The sequence below is a fragment of the Virgibacillus sp. FSP13 genome, assembly GCF_054048505.1.
Window position 1 is genome coordinate 88,142 of record NZ_JBSVKG010000005.1, and the last position, 18,917, is coordinate 107,058.

Consider the following 18,917-nt stretch of genomic DNA (forward strand, 5'->3'; position numbering starts at 1 on the left):
TTATATTTACACAAAAGCGTTAGCGCGCTTTTGTGTAAATGAATTTTAAATATTCATAAATGTAAACGGAAACAAAGGGGGAAACTTTAATGGATAAGGTAGGATTAGGTACAGGTAACTGGATTGTGTTAGTTGTATATTTAATCGCTATGTTAGGTGTAGGTGTTTATTTTACAAAGAGATCCGGTAAAAATACCGATGCATTCTTTAAGGCTAGCGGGAAGATACCGGCATGGGCAGCAGGGTTTAGTATCTATGCTACAACATTAAGTGCAATTACGTTTATGTCAACACCAGAGCAGGCATTCTTAACTGATTGGTCTTATGCTGCGGGTAACCTTGCAATATTCGCAATAATACCAGTATTGATTTACTTTTATATTCCTTTCTTTAAAAAACTAAAAGTAACAACAGCGTATGAATATTTAGAAGCACGATTCGGCCCGTCGCTTCGTATTATTGGTAGTTTGTTATTTGTACTGTACCACATTGGCCGTGTAGCCATTGTCATCTACTTACCTACATTGGCGATTACTTCTGTATCAGATATTAATCCAATTGTAATCGCTTCCGTTGTTGGTGGGTTATGTATTATTTATACATTTTTAGGTGGTATGGAAGGTGTTATTTGGAGTGACGTTATACAAGGTATATTGCTTCTTGGTGGCGCTCTTCTAGTTCTTGTATTAGGAATCACTACTATTGATGGCGGATTTTCTACTGTGATTGGCGATGCTATGGCAGATGATAAACTAATTACTTTTGAAAACTTTCAATTTGGTACAGCTGCTGCAGCCATTCCGATCATCTTTATAGGATCGATTTTTAACAATTTACACCAATACACAGCAAGTCAAGATGTTGTTCAACGTTATCAAACAACAAGCTCGATAAAAGAGACGCGTAAATCATTATGGACAAACGGAATTCTAGCCCTTATTACAATCCCGATTTTTTATGGAATGGGTACTGTGCTTTATAGTTACTATACAAATGTGGAAGCACTTCCAGAAGGATTTAACACTTCAGCAATTGTGCCATATTTTATTGTAACGACATTACCTGTTGGAGTAGCTGGTTTGTTAATCGCAGCAATATTTGCGGCATGTCAATCAACTATTTCGTCTAGCTTAAACAGTATGTCAGCTTGCATAGTTGTCGACTTTAAACAACGGTTTTTTAATAAAAAGCAGAAATCCAATGATGTATGGCTAGCAAGATTAGTTATTATTATTACAGGGATCCTTGGAATGGCCGCTGCATTATATTTAGTGTCAACAAATCGTGCAGAAACATGGAACCTATTCTTGGCTATGACTGGATTATTTGGTGTACCAATTGCGGGTATATTTGCACTTGGTATTTTTACAAAACGTGCGAATGCACCAGGGGTATTGATCGGATTACTTTTAAGTGCCATTACATCTTACCTTATCCAACAAACGAATCTCACACCATTTGCAATTAGTGTAGTGTCATTCTTTTCATCATTTGTATTTGGTTACGTAGCTAGTTTCTTTTTCCCTAAGTACAACAAAAATACAACAGGCCTTACAATTTACACAAAAAACGACACATACGTTAACCCACACACAAACGTTAGCTAAATTAAAAAAACGGATCCCTAAAAAGGATCCGTTTTTTTGCTGGGACATGGGGAGGTGCTGGGACATGGGGACAGGTTAGTTGTCCCACTTCGATTCTCTTGTTTGGCGGGGGGAGTGACGTGGGACAACAAACCTGTCCCCGCGTCCCCATGCTTACACCTACCCATTCAATAAAATCGGCAATTCTCTTACCCCTCTAACGACCATCCCTGATCTCCATTCCAGATCTTTTTTGTCAACATTCAATTGGGCATTTGGATAGCGTTTGAAAAAACTGGTGATAGCAATTTCGCCTTCCAAACGAGCAAGTGGTGCGCCTAAACATGCGTGAATACCCTTTCCGAAAGCCAAATGTTTACTTTTTTCCCGGGTGATGTCAAGGATTTCTGGGTCTTTAAATTGATTTGGGTCATGGTTTGCTGAATTAAGAATCACAATAACTAGATCGCCTTTTTTAATGGATTGTCCTTTAAATTCCAGATCTTCCCCTGCCCAGCGGGATGTACTAAACTCAACTGGGTCATTATATCGAAGTGTTTCTTCAATTGCAGTTTTGATTAATTCTGGTTGGCTTTTCAGTAATTCAAGTTGTTCCGGGTTCTCTAATAAAGCTAAGACACTATTACCGATAAAGTTTACTGTTGTTTCATGTCCAGCAATAATCAAAAGTGATACGACACCATATAACTCTTTTTCTGTTAGCTGATCCCCCTGTTCTTCGGCAATAATGAGCTTACTGATCAAGTCTTCACCTGGATTTTCCCGTACAGTCGCGAATCTTTGTCCAAGGTACTGAACAAAATCGCTCATGTGTTGTTGGATGTCTTGGGCATATTTACCATTTGATCCTTCAATCATGGAATTGGACCAGATACGGAATTTATCACGATCTTCTGCTGGAATTCCCAGCATTTCACAAATGACGATAATCGGTAGTGGGAAGGCAAACGCATCAATAAGGTTCATTTTGTCCTGCCCGGTGGTTTCTTCAAGAAGTTCGTCGCTGATTTCTTGGATACGATCCCTCATCCCTGCAATCATTTGTGGGGTAAATGCTTTTGAAACTAGCCCGCGCAATCGTTTGTGGTCAGGCATATCAGCAAAGAGCATATTTTCGCTAAATACACTGCTACCGCCAATATCACCATTATCTTGAAGTTTTGTAAAATCCTTGATAAACTTTTGATTTTTTAAAGCCTCAAGTGCATCTTCATATCTTGTTATGATCCATGCATATTGACCATCTGGAAGTAGCACACGTGTAACTGGCTCCTCTTCTCTTAACTGCGCATATGCAGGATAAGGATTTGGTGTAAACGCTTTTGTAAATAAAGTGCTTTTAAGTGAATCGATGGAACTCATTTGGTGCGTCTCCTTTCATAAAAAAGCTTATTTCGTTACAACGATAATACCATAGCTTTTCCTTTGAACACCTGATTCATTCGCCCTAATTGAATATGGGAAAGGAACCTGTCCCTAAGTCCCACACCGCCCACCATTGTATGGCGGTGGAATGCGGGTGGGACATGGGGACAGGTTAGGTGTCCCACCCCGAATCCCTTGTATGGCGGGTGTTGTGCCTGGGACAACAAACCTGTCCCCGCGTCCCGCCCGGCACACCGCATCCCGGCGCTCATTTCGCGTGGGACAAGAGACCTGTCCCCATGTCCCACTCCTTTACTGATTTTATAAAACTCATTACTAATGGTGATAGATACCGGTTTTTGTCGTATGCTAGGTAGACGGTTCTGGAGATGGTTGGGTCGTCAATTGGTTTGATGCTGCAGTTGGATCTTTTGGAATAGCGGACATAGTTTTCTGGGATAATGGTAATTCCTAAATTGTTTTCCACCAAACTGCAGCATGTTTCAAATCGCTCAATCTCAAATTGAATATTTAAATCCACACCAGATTTCTTAAACGCATTTAAAATATCATTTCTTGTTTGAAAACCCTCTTTACTGACAATAAAATCTTCTCCTGCAAAATCCGTCAGCTGGAGGCAATCTTTATTTTCCAATTGATGACCAGGTGGGAGGAGTGCAACTAAGTTTTCCTTGTAAATGGGTATTGTTTCGATATCTGAATTATGAATGTACTGGTTGGTAATAGCTACGTGAATATCAAAATTATTCAACGCCTTTTCCACATCGCTCAGACTTAACGTTTCGAGCAAACTAACGCGAACCTTGGTGAACTCCTGCTTAAAAACGGTTAAGATTTTTGGCACGAAAAACATCGAGGATTCGATCAGTCCGATTGACAGTTCAAGCGGGCCTTCTTCTTTCAAACGAATCATTTCATCGGATACATTTTCATAATGCTTCAGCAGCTTTTTTGCCTCTTGATACATTATTTTTCCTTCTTTTGTAATCCGTATATTTCGTGAGGTTCGATCAATTAAAGGAAAGCCAACTTCACTTTCTAGCCTTTTCATTGCAACACTTAATGATGGCTGGGAAATATGAAGCGCATTGGCAGCCTTGGTAAATGTTGATTGATCCACGATTGCCACGAAATATTGTAAATGTTTTATATCCACTATTTGACCTCCTATAGACAAAAACTATTGAAACATAACAAATAAGTATTTGTATTTATAATATAAACTAATTATAATTTTACATAAAGAAAATAAATTCAGAATAATACTTTAAAGTAAAGCAAGGGTGGTTAACTATCTATAAATTATCAAACACAAATCTTTGGAGCGGGAGAATTGATAGCGAGGATGCAGCTGATTTTCGTTTCCATCAAATTATTCAACTCCAACATATTGATACGATAACAAAAAGCGATCGTGCTTTTGCAATGATTGGATTTGCAAGTGATGAAGGGGTTAGGCGGAATAAAGGGAGAGTTGGGGCTAGTTTAGGTCCTGATGAAATTAGAAAGCAGCTAGCAAAACTGCCGTACAACCTCAACCATAATAAGGAAGTTTTCGATTATGGAAACGTTATTTGTGAAAATGATCAATTAGAAAAGGCACAGGCAGAATTAGGGGAGAAGGTTCACGAGTTATTGTTTCATTCCACAACCCCAATCATTCTTGGTGGTGGTCATGAAACACTTTATGGGCATTATGTTGGAGCAAGGAAATATGTAGGAGCCAACAAGACAATCGGCATTATAAACATTGATGCGCATTTTGATCTGCGCAGAGATGCATTACCCTCTTCCGGAACGATGTTTAGACAAATTTTGGAAGGTAACCAAAATGCAGGGTATCTATGCCTAGGGATTCAGCGATTTGGCAATACGGCAGCTTTGTTTGAAACAGCGGAAAAGTATAACTGTCAATACGTCCTTGAGGAAAATATTAATCTGACAAACATTCAAAACACATTTGAAAAAATTGATGCGTTTGCGAAAGAATACGATTACGTCATCATGACATTGTGTACGGATTCGATCACCGCCTCAGCAGCGCCAGGCGTAAGTGCACCGACACCATTAGGATTGGATCCAAAAATCGTAAAAAAATTGTTGACGTATATTGCTGCAAAAGAGAATACCATAAGTTTTGATATATCTGAGGTAAACCCAAAAGTTGATGAAAACAACAAAACGGTGCGCCTGGCCGCATATTTGGTGGCGGAAACGATGAAAAGTTTTAGCGAGAAAATACAACGATAACAATTACGAATGGGAGATGTTTTGATGGTTACGAAAGCGGATAGTAAGGTTGCACAATATCGTGGAACAAAGCTTCATACGAAAGGGTGGCTACAAGAAGCGGCTTTACGAATGCTGAACAATAATCTGAATGCTGAGGTTGCGGAAAATCCTGATGAATTAGTCGTGTATGGCGGGATTGGAAAAGCTGCGCGGAATTGGGAATGTTACGAGGCAATTGTGCGAGAGTTGAAGACGCTTGAGAATAACGAAACATTATTGGTTCAATCTGGTAAGCCTGTTGCTGTTTTTCGCACCCATAAAGACGCGCCAAAGGTATTGATTGCTAATTCCAACTTGGTACCGGCATGGGCAAACTGGGAGCATTTTAACGAATTGGATCAGAAGGGTCTCATGATGTACGGACAAATGACCGCGGGAAGCTGGATTTATATTGGGAGTCAAGGAATTTTACAAGGAACGTATGAAACGTTTGCGGAATGTGCAAGACAGCATTTCACCGGCAGCTTAAAAGGGACGATTACGGTTACAGCGGGCCTTGGTGGCATGGGGGGTGCACAACCGTTAGCTGTCACTTTAAATGAAGGCGTTTGCATTGCGATTGAAGTTGATCAGCATCGGATTGACCGCCGTTTGGAAACCAATTATCTAGATACACAGACAGATAGTTTAGATGAAGCTATTAAACTGGCAAAAGAAGCCCGCAACGAGGGAAAAGCTCGATCAATCGGATTGTTAGGAAATGCGGCTGAATTACTGCCAGAGATGATAGAAAAAGGCTTTATCCCAGATGTGTTAACGGATCAGACATCATCACACGACCCGCTTAATGGATATGTACCAGCAAATCTGTCACTAGCAGAAGCGGCAGATTTAAGGAAAAAGGATCCGGAAAACTATTTAAAACAATCCAAACAGAGCATTGGCCGTCATGTAGAAGCGATGCTTGCCATGCAGGAAAAAGCGTCCGTAACATTTGATTACGGGAACAATATACGTCAGGTTGCAAAAGATGAGGGTGTCGAGAATGCGTTTGACTTCCCTGGTTTTGTGCCGGCTTATATTCGGCCACAGTTTTGCGAAGGCAAGGGGCCATTCCGCTGGGTAGCGCTATCCGGTGATCCGGAAGATATCTATAAAACGGATGAAGTGATTTTAAAAGAATTCAGTCACAATGAGTCTTTATGCAAATGGATTCGAATGGCACGGGAAAAAGTCAGCTTTCAAGGGTTACCATCCAGAATTTGCTGGCTTGGATACGGGGAGCGTGCGCGGTTCGGCAAAATTATCAATGACATGGTTGCGAGCGGAGAACTAAAAGCACCAATTGTGATCGGGCGTGACCACCTTGATTCCGGCTCGGTTGCATCCCCAAACCGAGAAACAGAAGGAATGAAAGATGGAAGTGATGCGGTTGCAGATTGGCCAATTTTAAATGCGCTAATCAACAGTGTTGGCGGGGCCAGTTGGGTAAGTGTTCATCACGGTGGTGGCGTCGGAATGGGATACTCGCTTCATGCTGGTATGGTGATTGTTGCGGATGGCACGAAAGACGCGGAAGAATGTTTGGATAGAGTGCTAACAACAGACCCCGGTATGGGCGTAGCAAGACACGTTGATGCAGGGTATGAACTTGCTGAGGAAACAGCGCGAGAAAAAGGGGTTACCATCCCAATGTTAAGAAATAAAGGAGAATAAATGATGTCAAAATTAGTTTTTATAAAAAATGCTGCACAATTAATTACGATGAAAGGTCATACAGCTAAACCAGCGAAAAAAGGCGCCATGAGTGAACTGAATGTGATAGAAAATGGCAGCTTGCTCGCAAAGGATGGGAAAATTTTAGCGGTTGGAAAACATGATGCCATTGTACAGGACTATCAACATTTAATCGCAGAAGCGGAGCACATTGACGCAACAAATAAAACGGTAACACCAGGGTTGGTCGATCCACATACCCATCTTGTTCATGCAGGCACAAGGGAAAATGAATATGCCATGCGGCTCAAAGGAAAATCCTACATGGAAATCATGAACGCTGGTGGTGGGATTCATGCGACGACAAGAGCGACAAGGGAAGCTAGCTTTGAACAATTGTATGAAGAATCGAAGCAACGTTTGGACACATTTTTTGAATATGGTGTAACGACTGTGGAAGCAAAAAGTGGATACGGATTGTCGTTGGAACATGAACTGAAGCAACTTGAGGTCGCCAAAAAATTAAATGAAGAACATCCAATTGATATCGTTTCGACCTTTATGGGTGCCCACGCTGTTCCCGTTGATGAAAAAAAGAACCCGGAAGCTTTTGTTGATCGGGTTGTGAACGAAATGATTCCTGTCGTAGCACAAAAAGGACTCGCGACATTCAATGATGTATTTTGCGAACGTGGCGTTTTTACACCAGAACAATCGCGAAAAATTTTAGAAGCAGGGAAAAAGCATGGACTTATTCCAAAAATACATGCTGATGAAATTGAACCTTATGGAGGTGCTGAATTAGCAGCAGAAGTAGGGGCGATTTCAGCCGATCATCTGCTAAAGGCCTCAGAAGAAGGGATCAAACAAATGACTGAACGCGATGTGATTGGTGTATTACTGCCAGGCACAGCATTTTTCCTAATGGCCGAGTTTGCACAAGCAAGAAGAATAATTGATAGCGGTGTACCCGTCGCATTATCAACAGACGCAAATCCTGGTTCATCACCAACATTATCACTGCAATTCATCATGAACTTAGGCTGCTTGAAAATGGGCATGACCCCTGAAGAAGTACTTACAGCAACCACCATTAACGCCGCCCATGCAATTGGATGCGCCGACAATATCGGAAGTCTCGAAGAAGGAAAAAAAGCAGACATCACCATCTTTAACGTACCAAACTACTTAATGCTCTCATACAAATACGGGATGAATCACGTAGATGCCGTAATTAAAGAAGGCGAAACGGTAGTGGGACATGGGGACAGGTTAGGTGTCCCAGCCACCGGATCAACCGGGGCATAGGTTAGCGAGTGGGACGTGGGGACAGGTTAGCTGTCCCACCCGCCAAACGCGCTACAACGCCGTTCTCGCCTGGGACAAGAAACCTGTCCCCGTGTCCCCTCGTGTCCAACAAAGTTATAATCAGGAGGTTCTGCAATGGAAAATTCCCAAGAGGTTGTTTTGCGAGGTGAGCAGAAAAAGACAAACGGAAAAAACATCCTGAGATTTATCGTTTATAGTTTCATTGGTGCATTTACATTTTTCATTCCTATTACATTAAATGGGACTTCAACAATTCCACTAGATCATATGGTGACGTTTGTTGAGGAAAGTGTTCCATCTGTGGTTCCTTATTACATCTTGCTTGTAATTATTTTTGGTGCAATTTATCCATTTGTGAATGGAACGTGGAATAAAGATGCAGTCAATATGGGTTTGTCCATTTTTAAAATTATCGGGATGATTGTAGCGTTTATGCTTGTTTTCGATTTTGGCCCGAATTGGCTGTTTGACCCGGATATGGGGCCATTCCTGTTTAATAGTCTGGTGACGTCGGTTGGTATTTTAGTGCCGATTGGGGCTGTGTTTTTGGCACTATTGGTTGGGTATGGTTTCCTGGAATTTATTGGAGTGTTGGTACAGCCGATTATGCGTCCAGTCTGGAAAACACCGGGACGATCGGCAATTGACGCTGTTGCCTCTTTTGTCGGCAGTTATTCGATCGGTCTACTAATTACAAACAAAGTATTTAAAGAAGGAAAGTACACGATAAAAGAAGCAACGATTATTGCAACAGGATTTTCAACTGTTTCCGCGACATTTATGATTGTTGTGGCAAAAACACTAGGAATAATGGATATATGGAATATTTACTTTTGGGTAACATTAGTAGTTACGTTTCTTGTGACAGCTATCACTGTTCGGATATGGCCATTAAATAAAATAAGTGATGCTTATTATGATGGTGAAGGATCGCCAGAAAAAATAATGAAACGTAATCTCTTCAAGACAGCATGGCAACAAGGAATGACGGCATCGGAAAATTCCCTGCCGCTTATGAAAAATGTATGGATTAATTTGAAAGACGGGATCATTATGGCTGCCGCGATATTGCCATCTATCTTATCAGTTGGGTTGCTAGGACTGATTTTAGCAACGTATACACCTGTATTTGATATCGTTGGGTACATTTTCTTGCCGTTTACATGGCTCGTCCAATTGCCAGAACCACTTCTAGCTGCAAAAGCATCAGCAATTGAGATATCTGAAATGTTTTTACCAGCTTTGCTAGTGGCAAAAGCTTCACTTGTTACGAAATTTGTGGTTGCCGTCCTATCGGTTTCCGCAATAATATTCTTTTCAGCATTAGTTCCATGTATTTTATCCACCGAAATCCCAATAAGCATACCGAAATTACTCGTAATATGGATCGAACGAACAATCCTAACAATCCTAATCGCCACACCCATCGCCTATTTGCTGTTGTAACCAGTGCGGGGACATGGGGACAAGGTGCGGCGAGTGGGACGTGGGGACAGGTTAGCTGTCCCACCCGCCAAACGCGCCACAACGCTGTTCTCGCCCGGGACAAGAAACCTGTCCCCACGTCCCGAGCTCCCCGCACTTATGATTTCTTAAGATCCTCGATATTTTTGTTCATTCTGCTTAATTGTCGGATAATCATCCAGTTTTGTTCGACTAGTGTAGAAAGATACGTCACTTTTGCCTGCTCCTCAGCTTTGGCAAAGCTTAACGCCATACCAGTCTTGAAAAAACTGTTACCTACAAGATCATTGGCAATGCGTTGAAGCACTACTAAATCTTTTTCATCTAAATCTTCAAGCTGATATTTATCCATGAATTTTTGAAGCTTCTTTTCCTCTTTCGTTTGCTTTTTATCATCATCATCTTTATCTCCAAACAACCCCATATTAAAATCCCTCCACATTCACTTGCTAAACACGATTTTATAATAGTATCGGAGCAGTCAATAAAATTATTCACGGGACCTGTGTTCGCGGAGTGACATGACTGGGACGTGGGGACAGGTTAGGTGTCCCACTCCTTTCTCTTAGGGAATAGTTCGCTATCCCCGCTCCCCATCAACTGTTCCCCCCTATTCACCCGCACATCATATCTGGGACAAGGGACCTGTCCCCATGTCCCGCCTGTCCCCATGTCCCACCGCCGGCCTCAACCATCCTACTATTCACATGATAGGGAATAGTCTAAAAAGTGTGTAGACAAGCTATGGTGAAAGTGATATATTATAGGGAATTATTTTTAAAGGGGGGCTAATATGTTAGGAAATCCGGTAATTGCTACTGTTTTGATCTTCGCTTTAATTGCACTAGGTGAGTGGCTATCTATTATTTCCAGGGCTAGGATTCCAATGTTGTTGACAGCAATGGTAGGATTTTTGGTCTGTGTTTGGACAGGTATTTTCCCTGAAGACATTCTGGAAAAATCACAATTTCCTGCTCTGGGTGCCATCCTTATTGGTCCCGCTATTTTGCATATGGGTACGATGATTCCTTTTTCACTTTTGAAAAGTCAAATAAAGGCCGTTGTCATTGCCTTGGGAGGAATTATTGTATCAGGGGTTTTGATTTTGACAATTATCCCGCTGATTTTTGACTATCCGACTGCAGTTGCTGGAGTTGGTCCACTTAGTGGGGGAATTATTGCGTTAATCATTACTTCCGAAAAATTGACGGAAATTGGACTGCAAACGCTAATTGTTATACCGGCGTTAGTTGTTGCTTTTCAAGGGGTAATGGGAATGCCATTGGCGATGAATTTTATGCGAAAATATGCGTTCCGGATTCAGGCCGAGATGGATAATGGGACATTTGTTTCGATGGCCGATGAAACTGCAGCTACTTCGGAAACAGCGAAGGAGCAGAAGGCAAATCCGCTGAAATCCAGTATGACGCTAAAATTATTTTTTGTATTTGTCGGAGCGGCAATTGGTGTTGCGCTTGGGGAATTAACACCGATTCATTACAGTCTATGGTGCTTAGCAATTGGAATTGTCGGTCTCAAGCTTGGATTCTTTGAGACGAAAACACTTGAAAAGTCAAATTCATTTACAATTGTGATGATCGGCATTATTTTTGTCGTTATCGGCCAAATGGCGGGAGTATCCCCGTCAGATGTTTTACACAATTTGCCTAAAATTCTCTTAATCCTTTTGATAGGCACATTTGGAATTGCTCTTGGTGGATATGTCACATCAAAATTGGTCAAATGGCATCCGTACAAAGGCATGCCAGTCGCATTAACAGCCCTTTTTGGATTTCCTGGTGACTACCTTCTTTGTGAAGAGGTTTCTAGAAGTGTTGCTAGGAACAAACAAGAGGAAATACAGATTTTTGATGAATTATTGGCACCGATGTTAATTGGCGGTTTTACCACAGTGACAGTTGCATCGGTAGTTGTAGCCGGTATTCTAGTACAGACATTGTAGAGATTTTACTAACTTAGTAAGCTTTTTAAAAAAATTACAAAACGGGGGTATATAAAAATGGAAAAACAGATCATTAAAAACGGATTGTTAATTGATGGGAATGGCGGAGAAGTAAAGAAAGATCATATTGTGGTGGTCGATGGCGAGCGTATCGTCTATGTAGGATCGGAAAGTAATTATTCTGCAACTGGTGAAGAAACGGTGATTGATGCTCAAGGTGGAACAATTCTTCCGGGGCTCATTGATTCCCATGTGCATATGATGATGGAATATCAGTCACCTGCTGAGAAATTGGCAACACCATTTTCCTTCATGTACTATAAAGCGGCCGAATATTTGAAAACAACACTGCATGCCGGAATTACATCGGTTCGAGATGCGTTGGGAACAGATTTAGGTGTAAAAAAAGCAGTTGAAGATGGGCTTATCTCTGGGCCGCGGTTGCAACTAAGTATTAATGCCCTAACAATTACTGGTGGACATGGTGATGGCTATACCGTTTCAGGCAATGTAATGGATATTTTACCATCCGATTATCCGGGAATGCCAAATGGAAAATGTGATGGCGTCGAGGAAGTTCGGAAAAAAACACGTGAAATGCTACGCGCTGGTGCAGAAGTTATTAAAGTCCATGCTACTGGTGGTGTTCTAAGTGCGACCGACCACCCTGAATTCACGCAATTTTCATTAGAGGAATTAAAAACCATTGTCGAGGAAGGTCGTTTTCGAAAAGGAGTAAAAGTAATGGCCCATGCTCAAGGTGCAGAAGGGATCAAGAATGCAGTAAAAGCAGGGATTCATTCAATTGAACATGGTATTTTTATCGATGATGAGGCTATTGAGCTAATGCTTCGAAATGGAACTTATTTAGTGCCAACGTTGCTCGCGCCAGTTGCGGTTTTGGAAACGGCCGAAGAAGTAGGAATGCCAGCAACCGCCGTGGAAAAATCCAAGGAAGTAATTGAACAGCATAAGGAAAGCTTTACGAAAGCATATAAAGCAGGTGTAAAAATTGCAATGGGCACTGATGCTGGTGTAATGAAGCATGGTACAAATTTACGAGAACTTGGCTTGATGGCTGATGGCGGCATGACACCAATGGAAACGATTGTCGCATCCACGAAAACTGCTGCTGCATGCTTAGGTTGGGAAGATAAGGTAGGAACAATCGAGCAAGGAAAACTAGCAGACATTATCGTTGTAAAAGAAAATCCATTGGACAACATCCAGTCATTAGCTAATAATGACACAATCCAAGTCGTAATGAAAAACGGAAAAGTAGAAAAAACCCTACTCGGAAAACACGCAAACCAAAACATAACCGTACATTCATAATGCGGGACATGGGGACAGGTTAAGTGTCCCACCCACCAAACGCGCCACGATGCAGATATTGACTGGGACAAGGGACCTGTCCCCATGTCCCAGCTCCCATGTGCCACTTTAAATAGGAGAGGAGATTTTAGATTGCGAGATAAGTTGTTGGAAGTCTATGATGATATGTATGACTATGATGGTATATCTGGAAAGCGATTGTCCAGTAGGTTGGACGAACTGGCTCAGATTGGATTAACGAATGATAATGGCTCAAATCGACCGGGTTTTTCCAAGGAAGAAAAGGAAGCGCGGGAAAAGGTATCGGGTTGGATGCGCGAGGCAGGCTTGGAAGTCCATGAAGATGGGGCTGGAAATATTTTGGGTAGATTAGAAGGGAAAAACAAAAACCTACCAGCAATTATGAGTGGCTCCCATGTTGATAGTGTACCGAATGGCGGGCATTTTGATGGAGTACTAGGCGTTTTAGCCGCACTGGAAGTTGTGGAAGCCTGGAAAGCAACTGGTTATCAACCGGAAAAGCCGTTTGAGGTGGTTGTTTTTACCGATGAAGAGGGTGCACGTTTCAATGGTGGTCTAAATGGTAGTGAAGCAATGATCGGGAAAGGTGACATGGAAACTAAATTACAGCTCATTGATAAAGATGGCATGAGTTTTGCAGAAGTCTTGGAGGATGTTGATCTAAGTGTGGATAGCTATCAGACGGCAAAACGAAACATGGATGAACTTGATCTGTTTGTTGAGGTACATATTGAGCAAGGAAAACGACTGGAAAAAGAAAATTTACCGTGTGGAATCGTAACAGGGATTGCTGGACCGTGTTGGTTAGAGTTCACCGTAACAGGTGAAGCTGGGCATGCCGGAAACACACCGATGGATGATCGACACGATGCCGTCGTTGCTGCAAGTGAATTTATTTTTGAAATCAATAAACTGCCACGTCAAATAAGTGATTCAGCTGTTGCGACGGTGGGGAGGCAATTTGTCGAACCGAATGGGGTGAATGTCATACCAGGCCAAGTTAAGTTTTACGTTGACATTCGCGATATTCATCGTGTGACAAGGGATCAATTGGTGGACCGTGTATTGACTTTGGGTGAAAAAATTGCAGAAAAACATCACGTTGAGGTGGAGTACGCAGAGAAGATGAGAGTTGAGCCAATTCCTATTAAAGAAAATATACAACAAATTTTGGAGCAATCGTTGCAAGAAAAAGGAATCAGTCCCTATAAATTACCAAGCGGTGCCGGCCATGATGCAATGATTATCGGCGAGAAACTGCCCATTGCCATGCTGTTTGTACGAAGCAAAGCAGGAATCAGCCACAATCCTGCAGAATGGTCCGATCTGAACGACTGCATCCAGACCATCCACACACTAAAAAACTTTATAGAAAAAATACAATGAGCTTGGTGGGACATGGGGACAGGTTAGATGTCCCACTCATGTTTATTCACTCAATCATGACTGGAGACGCGTGGGAGAAGGATTCATATCCCACCCGACAACTGGGACAAGGGACCTGTCCCCATGTCCCACTAAAAATGTTGAAATTGATCTTTAATTATTTTTTGGGGTTAATAATTCTTTTGCTTACGGTGATATGACGTTTTGTGTTTAAATTTCATGGGCAAAAGTTGATTTCTACTTATAAATATAAGATTTTGCCTTTTTGACTTTTGCTAAGTTAATCGTTATATTCTACATAATTAATGCCAACTGCAAATTTCCTCAAATAAACTTCTACTGCAAATGAATAGCTTTTCTTGCTAATTGATCTGCATGGTTATTTTTCTTTTCAGGTATCCATTTGATAAAAAAATGTGGAAAAGAGCTTGCTTCTGCTCGGATTTTCTCAAGATAAGGAAGAAAAGTTTGGTTTTTGGTAAAATCCTTTTCGACCACATCCACAACTATCCTAGAATCGGATCTAAATGATAGTATTTCATCTGGAAAATGCTCTTTACACACCTGTAATGCTTTTAAAACCGCTTCAAATTCAGCTTCGTGATTGGATAAAGTACTCAGTGGGAAGCTGAATTCGTGTATATTTCCGTCTGCTTTTATATAAATTCCCGCACCGCTAGTTCCAGGATTTCCACTTGATGCTCCATCTGTGTATACTTCAATCAACCGTTAGGCTCCCCCTTATTTTCTAGATTATAGTAGATTATAACAGTTTTGTGACTTAACATGCATTTCCTATTTGAAAAAATCCCCCATTAATGTTTTCTAAGCAAAATTATCCCGAGGCGATTTTTATATGTCAAGAATACCTAGAAGAAAAAGTACTAATGGTATATATCATATCATGCTGCGAGGAATCAATCGGCAAACCATTTTTGAAGATGATGAAGACAAGTTAAGGCTGTTAGCAACGATTAAGAGATTTAAAGGAATGGATAACTTTGAAATCTTTGCTTACTGTTTGATGGATAATCACATTCATTTGTTGGTAAAAGAGGCAGAGGAATCAATTTCGAGAACAATCCAAAGAATCAGTGCAAGTTATGTGTATTGGTACAACAACAAATATGAGCGTTGTGGACATTTGTTTCAGGAAAGATTCAAAAGTGAAAATGTGGATACGATTGCTTATTTCTTCACGGTTTTGCGATATATACACCAAAATCCCGTCAAGGCTGGAATAGCAAATAATGCGTTTGCATGTAAATGGACGAGCATACATGAGTATTTTGACCACGTTAATTTAGTTAATGTTGATTTCACTTTCACACTGCTCTCTCCCAACAGAAATAGTGCCATCCAACTATTTACCGATTACATGTTAGCAACAAATGATGATGAGTGCCTGGACGATCATGTGAAAGTGAAGCGATCGGATAGCGAAATCAAACGGCATTTAGCAAACTTAGGGATCCCCAATAATACTGACCTACAGCAGATGGACAAACAAAAAAGAAATAAAATCATCTCAGAACTCAGGGAACTAGAAGGAGTAACAATCAGACAACTAGCAAGAATAACAGGCATACCCAAAAGCGTCATCCACCGCATCCATTAGACGAGGTGGGACGTGGGGACAGGTTAGCTGTCCCACCCGTCATGCTTGCCGCAAAGCCAATCTCGCCTGGGACAAGAAACCTGTCCCCATGTCCCACCCCCACGTTCCAGTGATTATGTTTGAGTTTTTTGGGGTATGTAGTTGGTGTGGGGTATTTTTAGTAATTAAGGAGTGAGTGATATGGCGACATATACGATTAAGTTACTTAAAAAGGAAATGGTTGCGAATGATACGATGGCTTTTCACTGGGAAAAACCGGATGGATTCGAGTTTAGAGCGGGGCAGTTTGGTGATTTTACCTTAATTGATCCAAGCGAGACTGATGAGGAAGGGAATACAAGGGCTTTTTCATTTGTATTTGCTCCAAGTGAGGATGAATTGGTCACGACGACTCGTTTGCGTGATTCGTCATATAAACGGGTGCTGAAGGATTTTCCAGAGGGAAGTGAAATGAAATTTGATGCGCCGCATGGTAACTTTACACTGCATAAAACCGAATCAACACCTGCAGTTTTTCTCATTGGTGGCATTGGCATAACGCCTATACGAAGCATGATTGCAGAAGCAACATATCAAAAAACATCACATGATATGACATTACTTTTTTCCAATAAAACTCCGGAAGATGCGCCATTTCAATCTGATTTAGAGGATTTAGCTGAAAAAAATCCTAATTTCAAATTTGTTCCCGTCATGACAAGAGCAGATGCCACTGAATGGAATGGTGAAAGTGGTCACATTGATGTTGATATGCTAAAGCGGCATGTTTCCGATATTAGTGCACCGATCTATTACCTAGCTGGCCCTGCTGACATGGTTCAAGCAATGCAAAAAATGCTTATAGAAGCTGGAGCCAATGAAGACAACATTCGCGCAGAGGAATTTTCAGGATATTAATTTGCGGGACATGGGGACAGGTTAGGTGTCCCATTTCATTATGTTCTCAAACAACTTGATCCTGTTGAAAAGCGAAATATAAAGAAAAGGGATTCATCGTCTATCGAATTGTATAGATGATGGATCTTTTTTGTTTAATTTATATAAACTCCTGCAGTTGTCACGGCCCGTTTCTTAATCTCTTGGGAACAAAAAAATCTTCCTAGGCATAAGTTAGAGTGAATGAAATGGCAGGAGGTTATATAATAATGTATCCATATATGTATTATCCATATTTAATGTATTATCCAGTAAGGAATGAAGCGGCGCGGACATATGCAGAAATAAGGGGCAGTGAGCTAGCTCCCAATTTAAGAGGGTATGTCACATTTACAGATATCCCTCAAGGCACGGAGGTATCAGTTGAATTGTTCGGATTGCCAGATTACAAACCGACAGTGGGAGATCAGGCGCCCATAGGACCACATGGGTTTCATATTCATGAAAATGGTGATTGTGGCAGTGGTGAAAAGCCAGATCCATTTCAACAGGCTGGAGGTCATTGGAATCCTAAAAATCAGCCGCATGGCCATCATCCTGGCGACTTTCCGGTTCTGTTTTCCAATAATGGGTATACGAGAATGTCCTTTTTTACGGATAGATTCAAGAGTAGGAATGTGATCGGAAAGTCAGTTGTGATTCATCAAAACCCAGATGATTACCGATCGCAACCATCAGGAAACGCCGGAAAACGAATAGGTTGCGGTGTGATAAAGGCGTATTAAATGGGGAAGTGGGACGTGGGGACAGGTTAGGTGTCCCAGTCCTGTTTATTGGAGTGGTGCGGGATAGCGGGTGGGACAACAAACCTGTCCCCGCGTCCCAGCTCACATCCCGCGCCCCTTCTGGCACCCGGCCTGGGACAACAAACCTGTCCCCGTGTCCCACAGCACTTGCCTCTCTAAGCGAAGAGGTGGGTGCTGTGGACGTGGAGTTTGGCTTTTGGGTCGATTAGGGTTTTGGCGTGGTTGACGGCGATGGTTGCTTCGCCGAATCCGGTGGCGATTAATCTTGGTTTGCCGTCATAGCTACAAACATCACCGGCTGCAAAGATGCCTGGGATGTTTGTCTCCATTTTTTGATTAACGTAAATCGCATTTTTGGATGTTTCCATACCCCATGATTTTAATGGTCCGAGTGAAGTAACAAATCCGTAATTCACAATTAGGTCATCAATATCCAGTAAATGTGTATGCTCCCCTTTTATTTCCTGAAGCAATACTTGTTCAATTCTCTCATCATCTCCAATTAATTTGCTTACTTCATATGGTGTTTTTAGTTCAACACTAGAGTTCTCAAGTAATGAAATGCTGTGCTCATGTGCTCGGAATTTATTGCGGCGGTGAATCAGTGTTACATGCTCGGCAATTGGCTCCAAGGCTAGTGACCAATCGACTGCCGAGTCACCGCCACCGCAAATTAATACCCGTCTACCCCTAAAACCCTCCAATTTTTTAACAAAATAATGCAGGTTACCATTTTCATATTCCTCTGCTCGATCTACCTTCAATTTGCGTGGCTGAAATGCACCTGCCCCAGCGGTGACAATGATACTTCGGGAATAATAGGTACTGGTTGCTGTCACTAATTCAAATGTACCATCCTCCAGTTGAATCACATCTTGGACAGATTCGTTCAAATGGACTGCTGGGGAAAATGTTCTTGCTTGCTTATCTAGTTGATCAACAAGGTCCTTCGCTTTAATATTTGGAAAACCTGCTACATCATAAATGTATTTATCTGGATAAAGAGCGGCCAATTGTCCACCAACTTCTGGCATGCTGTCAATGACCTGGACAGACGCATTTCGCATCCCAGCATAGAATGCGGTAAATAGGCCAACAGGACCAGCCCCAATTATTGTAATATCATATAACTCCTCTTTTAACATTTGGATCACATCTCCTTTTCATCTTGTTTTAAT

General features: G+C 41.6%; 16 protein-coding genes. 11 read left to right on the forward strand and 5 right to left on the reverse strand.

From position 1 onward, the window contains the following. Positions 1-89: 89 nt before the first annotated feature. The gene (locus tag ACW2QC_RS06470; protein WP_457543163.1) at positions 90-1,607 is read left to right on the forward strand and encodes a sodium:solute symporter; all 1,518 of its coding nucleotides are present in this window, start codon (positions 90-92) and stop codon (positions 1,605-1,607) included. A gap of 159 nt (positions 1,608-1,766) precedes the next feature. Here ACW2QC_RS06470 and ACW2QC_RS06475 read toward each other — a convergent pair whose 3' ends face one another. Together ACW2QC_RS06475 and ACW2QC_RS06480 are read right to left on the reverse strand one after the other, a co-directional pair. Then, the gene (locus tag ACW2QC_RS06475; protein WP_457543164.1) at positions 1,767-2,969 is read right to left on the reverse strand and encodes a cytochrome P450 family protein; all 1,203 of its coding nucleotides are present in this window, start codon (positions 2,967-2,969) and stop codon (positions 1,767-1,769) included. A 271-nt stretch (positions 2,970-3,240) separates the two neighbouring features. After that, entirely contained in the window at positions 3,241-4,149 is a 909-nt protein-coding gene (locus tag ACW2QC_RS06480; protein ID WP_457543165.1) for a LysR family transcriptional regulator, read from the reverse strand. 176 nt (positions 4,150-4,325) lie between these two features. Between ACW2QC_RS06480 and hutG the strand changes: the two genes are divergently transcribed. The 4 genes from hutG (at position 4,326) to ACW2QC_RS06500 (ending at position 9,716) form a co-directional block, all read left to right on the forward strand. Beyond that, positions 4,326-5,243, forward strand: coding sequence for a formimidoylglutamase (gene hutG / locus ACW2QC_RS06485; protein WP_457543238.1), 918 nt, complete (start codon positions 4,326-4,328; stop codon positions 5,241-5,243). Positions 5,244-5,267: 24 nt separating this feature from the next. Next, positions 5,268-6,941: a urocanate hydratase gene (hutU, locus tag ACW2QC_RS06490; protein ID WP_457543166.1), complete on the forward strand. Its 1,674-nt coding sequence runs from the start codon at positions 5,268-5,270 to the stop codon at positions 6,939-6,941. A 3-nt stretch (positions 6,942-6,944) separates the two neighbouring features. Then, positions 6,945-8,249: an imidazolonepropionase gene (hutI, locus tag ACW2QC_RS06495; RefSeq protein WP_457543167.1), complete on the forward strand. Its 1,305-nt coding sequence runs from the start codon at positions 6,945-6,947 to the stop codon at positions 8,247-8,249. Between the two features lie 135 nt (positions 8,250-8,384). Further along, positions 8,385-9,716 (forward strand): YjiH family protein, encoded by a 1,332-nt coding sequence (locus ACW2QC_RS06500; protein WP_457543168.1) that lies wholly within the window; start codon positions 8,385-8,387, stop codon positions 9,714-9,716. Positions 9,717-9,852: 136 nt separating this feature from the next. Here the strand turns inward: ACW2QC_RS06500 and ACW2QC_RS06505 are convergent, their stop codons facing one another. Continuing rightward, positions 9,853-10,158: a hypothetical protein gene (locus tag ACW2QC_RS06505; protein ID WP_457543169.1), complete on the reverse strand. Its 306-nt coding sequence runs from the start codon at positions 10,156-10,158 to the stop codon at positions 9,853-9,855. A gap of 369 nt (positions 10,159-10,527) precedes the next feature. Between ACW2QC_RS06505 and ACW2QC_RS06510 the strand changes: the two genes are divergently transcribed. The 3 genes from ACW2QC_RS06510 to ACW2QC_RS06520 all read left to right on the forward strand — a co-directional run bounded on the left by ACW2QC_RS06510 (position 10,528) and on the right by ACW2QC_RS06520 (position 14,439). Beyond that, complete coding sequence (locus ACW2QC_RS06510) at positions 10,528-11,697, forward strand: hypothetical protein (protein WP_457543170.1); 1,170 nt, start codon at positions 10,528-10,530, stop codon at positions 11,695-11,697. A gap of 57 nt (positions 11,698-11,754) precedes the next feature. Further along, positions 11,755-13,032 carry an amidohydrolase family protein gene (locus ACW2QC_RS06515; RefSeq protein ID WP_457543171.1) on the forward strand — a complete coding sequence of 426 codons (1,278 nt, stop codon included), beginning with the start codon at positions 11,755-11,757 and terminating at the stop codon, positions 13,030-13,032. 132 nt (positions 13,033-13,164) lie between these two features. Beyond that, positions 13,165-14,439 (forward strand): M20 family metallo-hydrolase, encoded by a 1,275-nt coding sequence (locus ACW2QC_RS06520; RefSeq protein WP_457543172.1) that lies wholly within the window; start codon positions 13,165-13,167, stop codon positions 14,437-14,439. 336 nt (positions 14,440-14,775) lie between these two features. Here ACW2QC_RS06520 and ACW2QC_RS06525 read toward each other — a convergent pair whose 3' ends face one another. Further along, the gene (locus tag ACW2QC_RS06525) at positions 14,776-15,165 is read right to left on the reverse strand and encodes a ribonuclease HI family protein (RefSeq protein ID WP_457543173.1); all 390 of its coding nucleotides are present in this window, start codon (positions 15,163-15,165) and stop codon (positions 14,776-14,778) included. Between the two features lie 130 nt (positions 15,166-15,295). Here ACW2QC_RS06525 and ACW2QC_RS06530 point away from each other — a divergent pair, with 130 nt between their 5' ends. The 3 genes from ACW2QC_RS06530 (at position 15,296) to ACW2QC_RS06540 (ending at position 17,718) form a co-directional block, all read left to right on the forward strand. Further along, the gene (locus ACW2QC_RS06530; RefSeq protein WP_457543174.1) at positions 15,296-16,057 is read left to right on the forward strand and encodes a transposase; all 762 of its coding nucleotides are present in this window, start codon (positions 15,296-15,298) and stop codon (positions 16,055-16,057) included. 180 nt (positions 16,058-16,237) lie between these two features. Further along, complete coding sequence (locus ACW2QC_RS06535; RefSeq protein WP_457543175.1) at positions 16,238-16,954, forward strand: FAD-dependent oxidoreductase; 717 nt, start codon at positions 16,238-16,240, stop codon at positions 16,952-16,954. 248 nt (positions 16,955-17,202) lie between these two features. Next, a complete protein-coding gene (locus ACW2QC_RS06540) occupies positions 17,203-17,718 on the forward strand; it encodes a superoxide dismutase family protein (RefSeq protein ID WP_457543176.1) in 516 nt (171 codons plus the stop codon). 176 nt (positions 17,719-17,894) lie between these two features. Here ACW2QC_RS06540 and ACW2QC_RS06545 read toward each other — a convergent pair whose 3' ends face one another. Further along, positions 17,895-18,884, reverse strand: coding sequence for an NAD(P)/FAD-dependent oxidoreductase (locus ACW2QC_RS06545; RefSeq protein ID WP_457543177.1), 990 nt, complete (start codon positions 18,882-18,884; stop codon positions 17,895-17,897). Positions 18,885-18,917 lie beyond the last annotated feature (33 nt).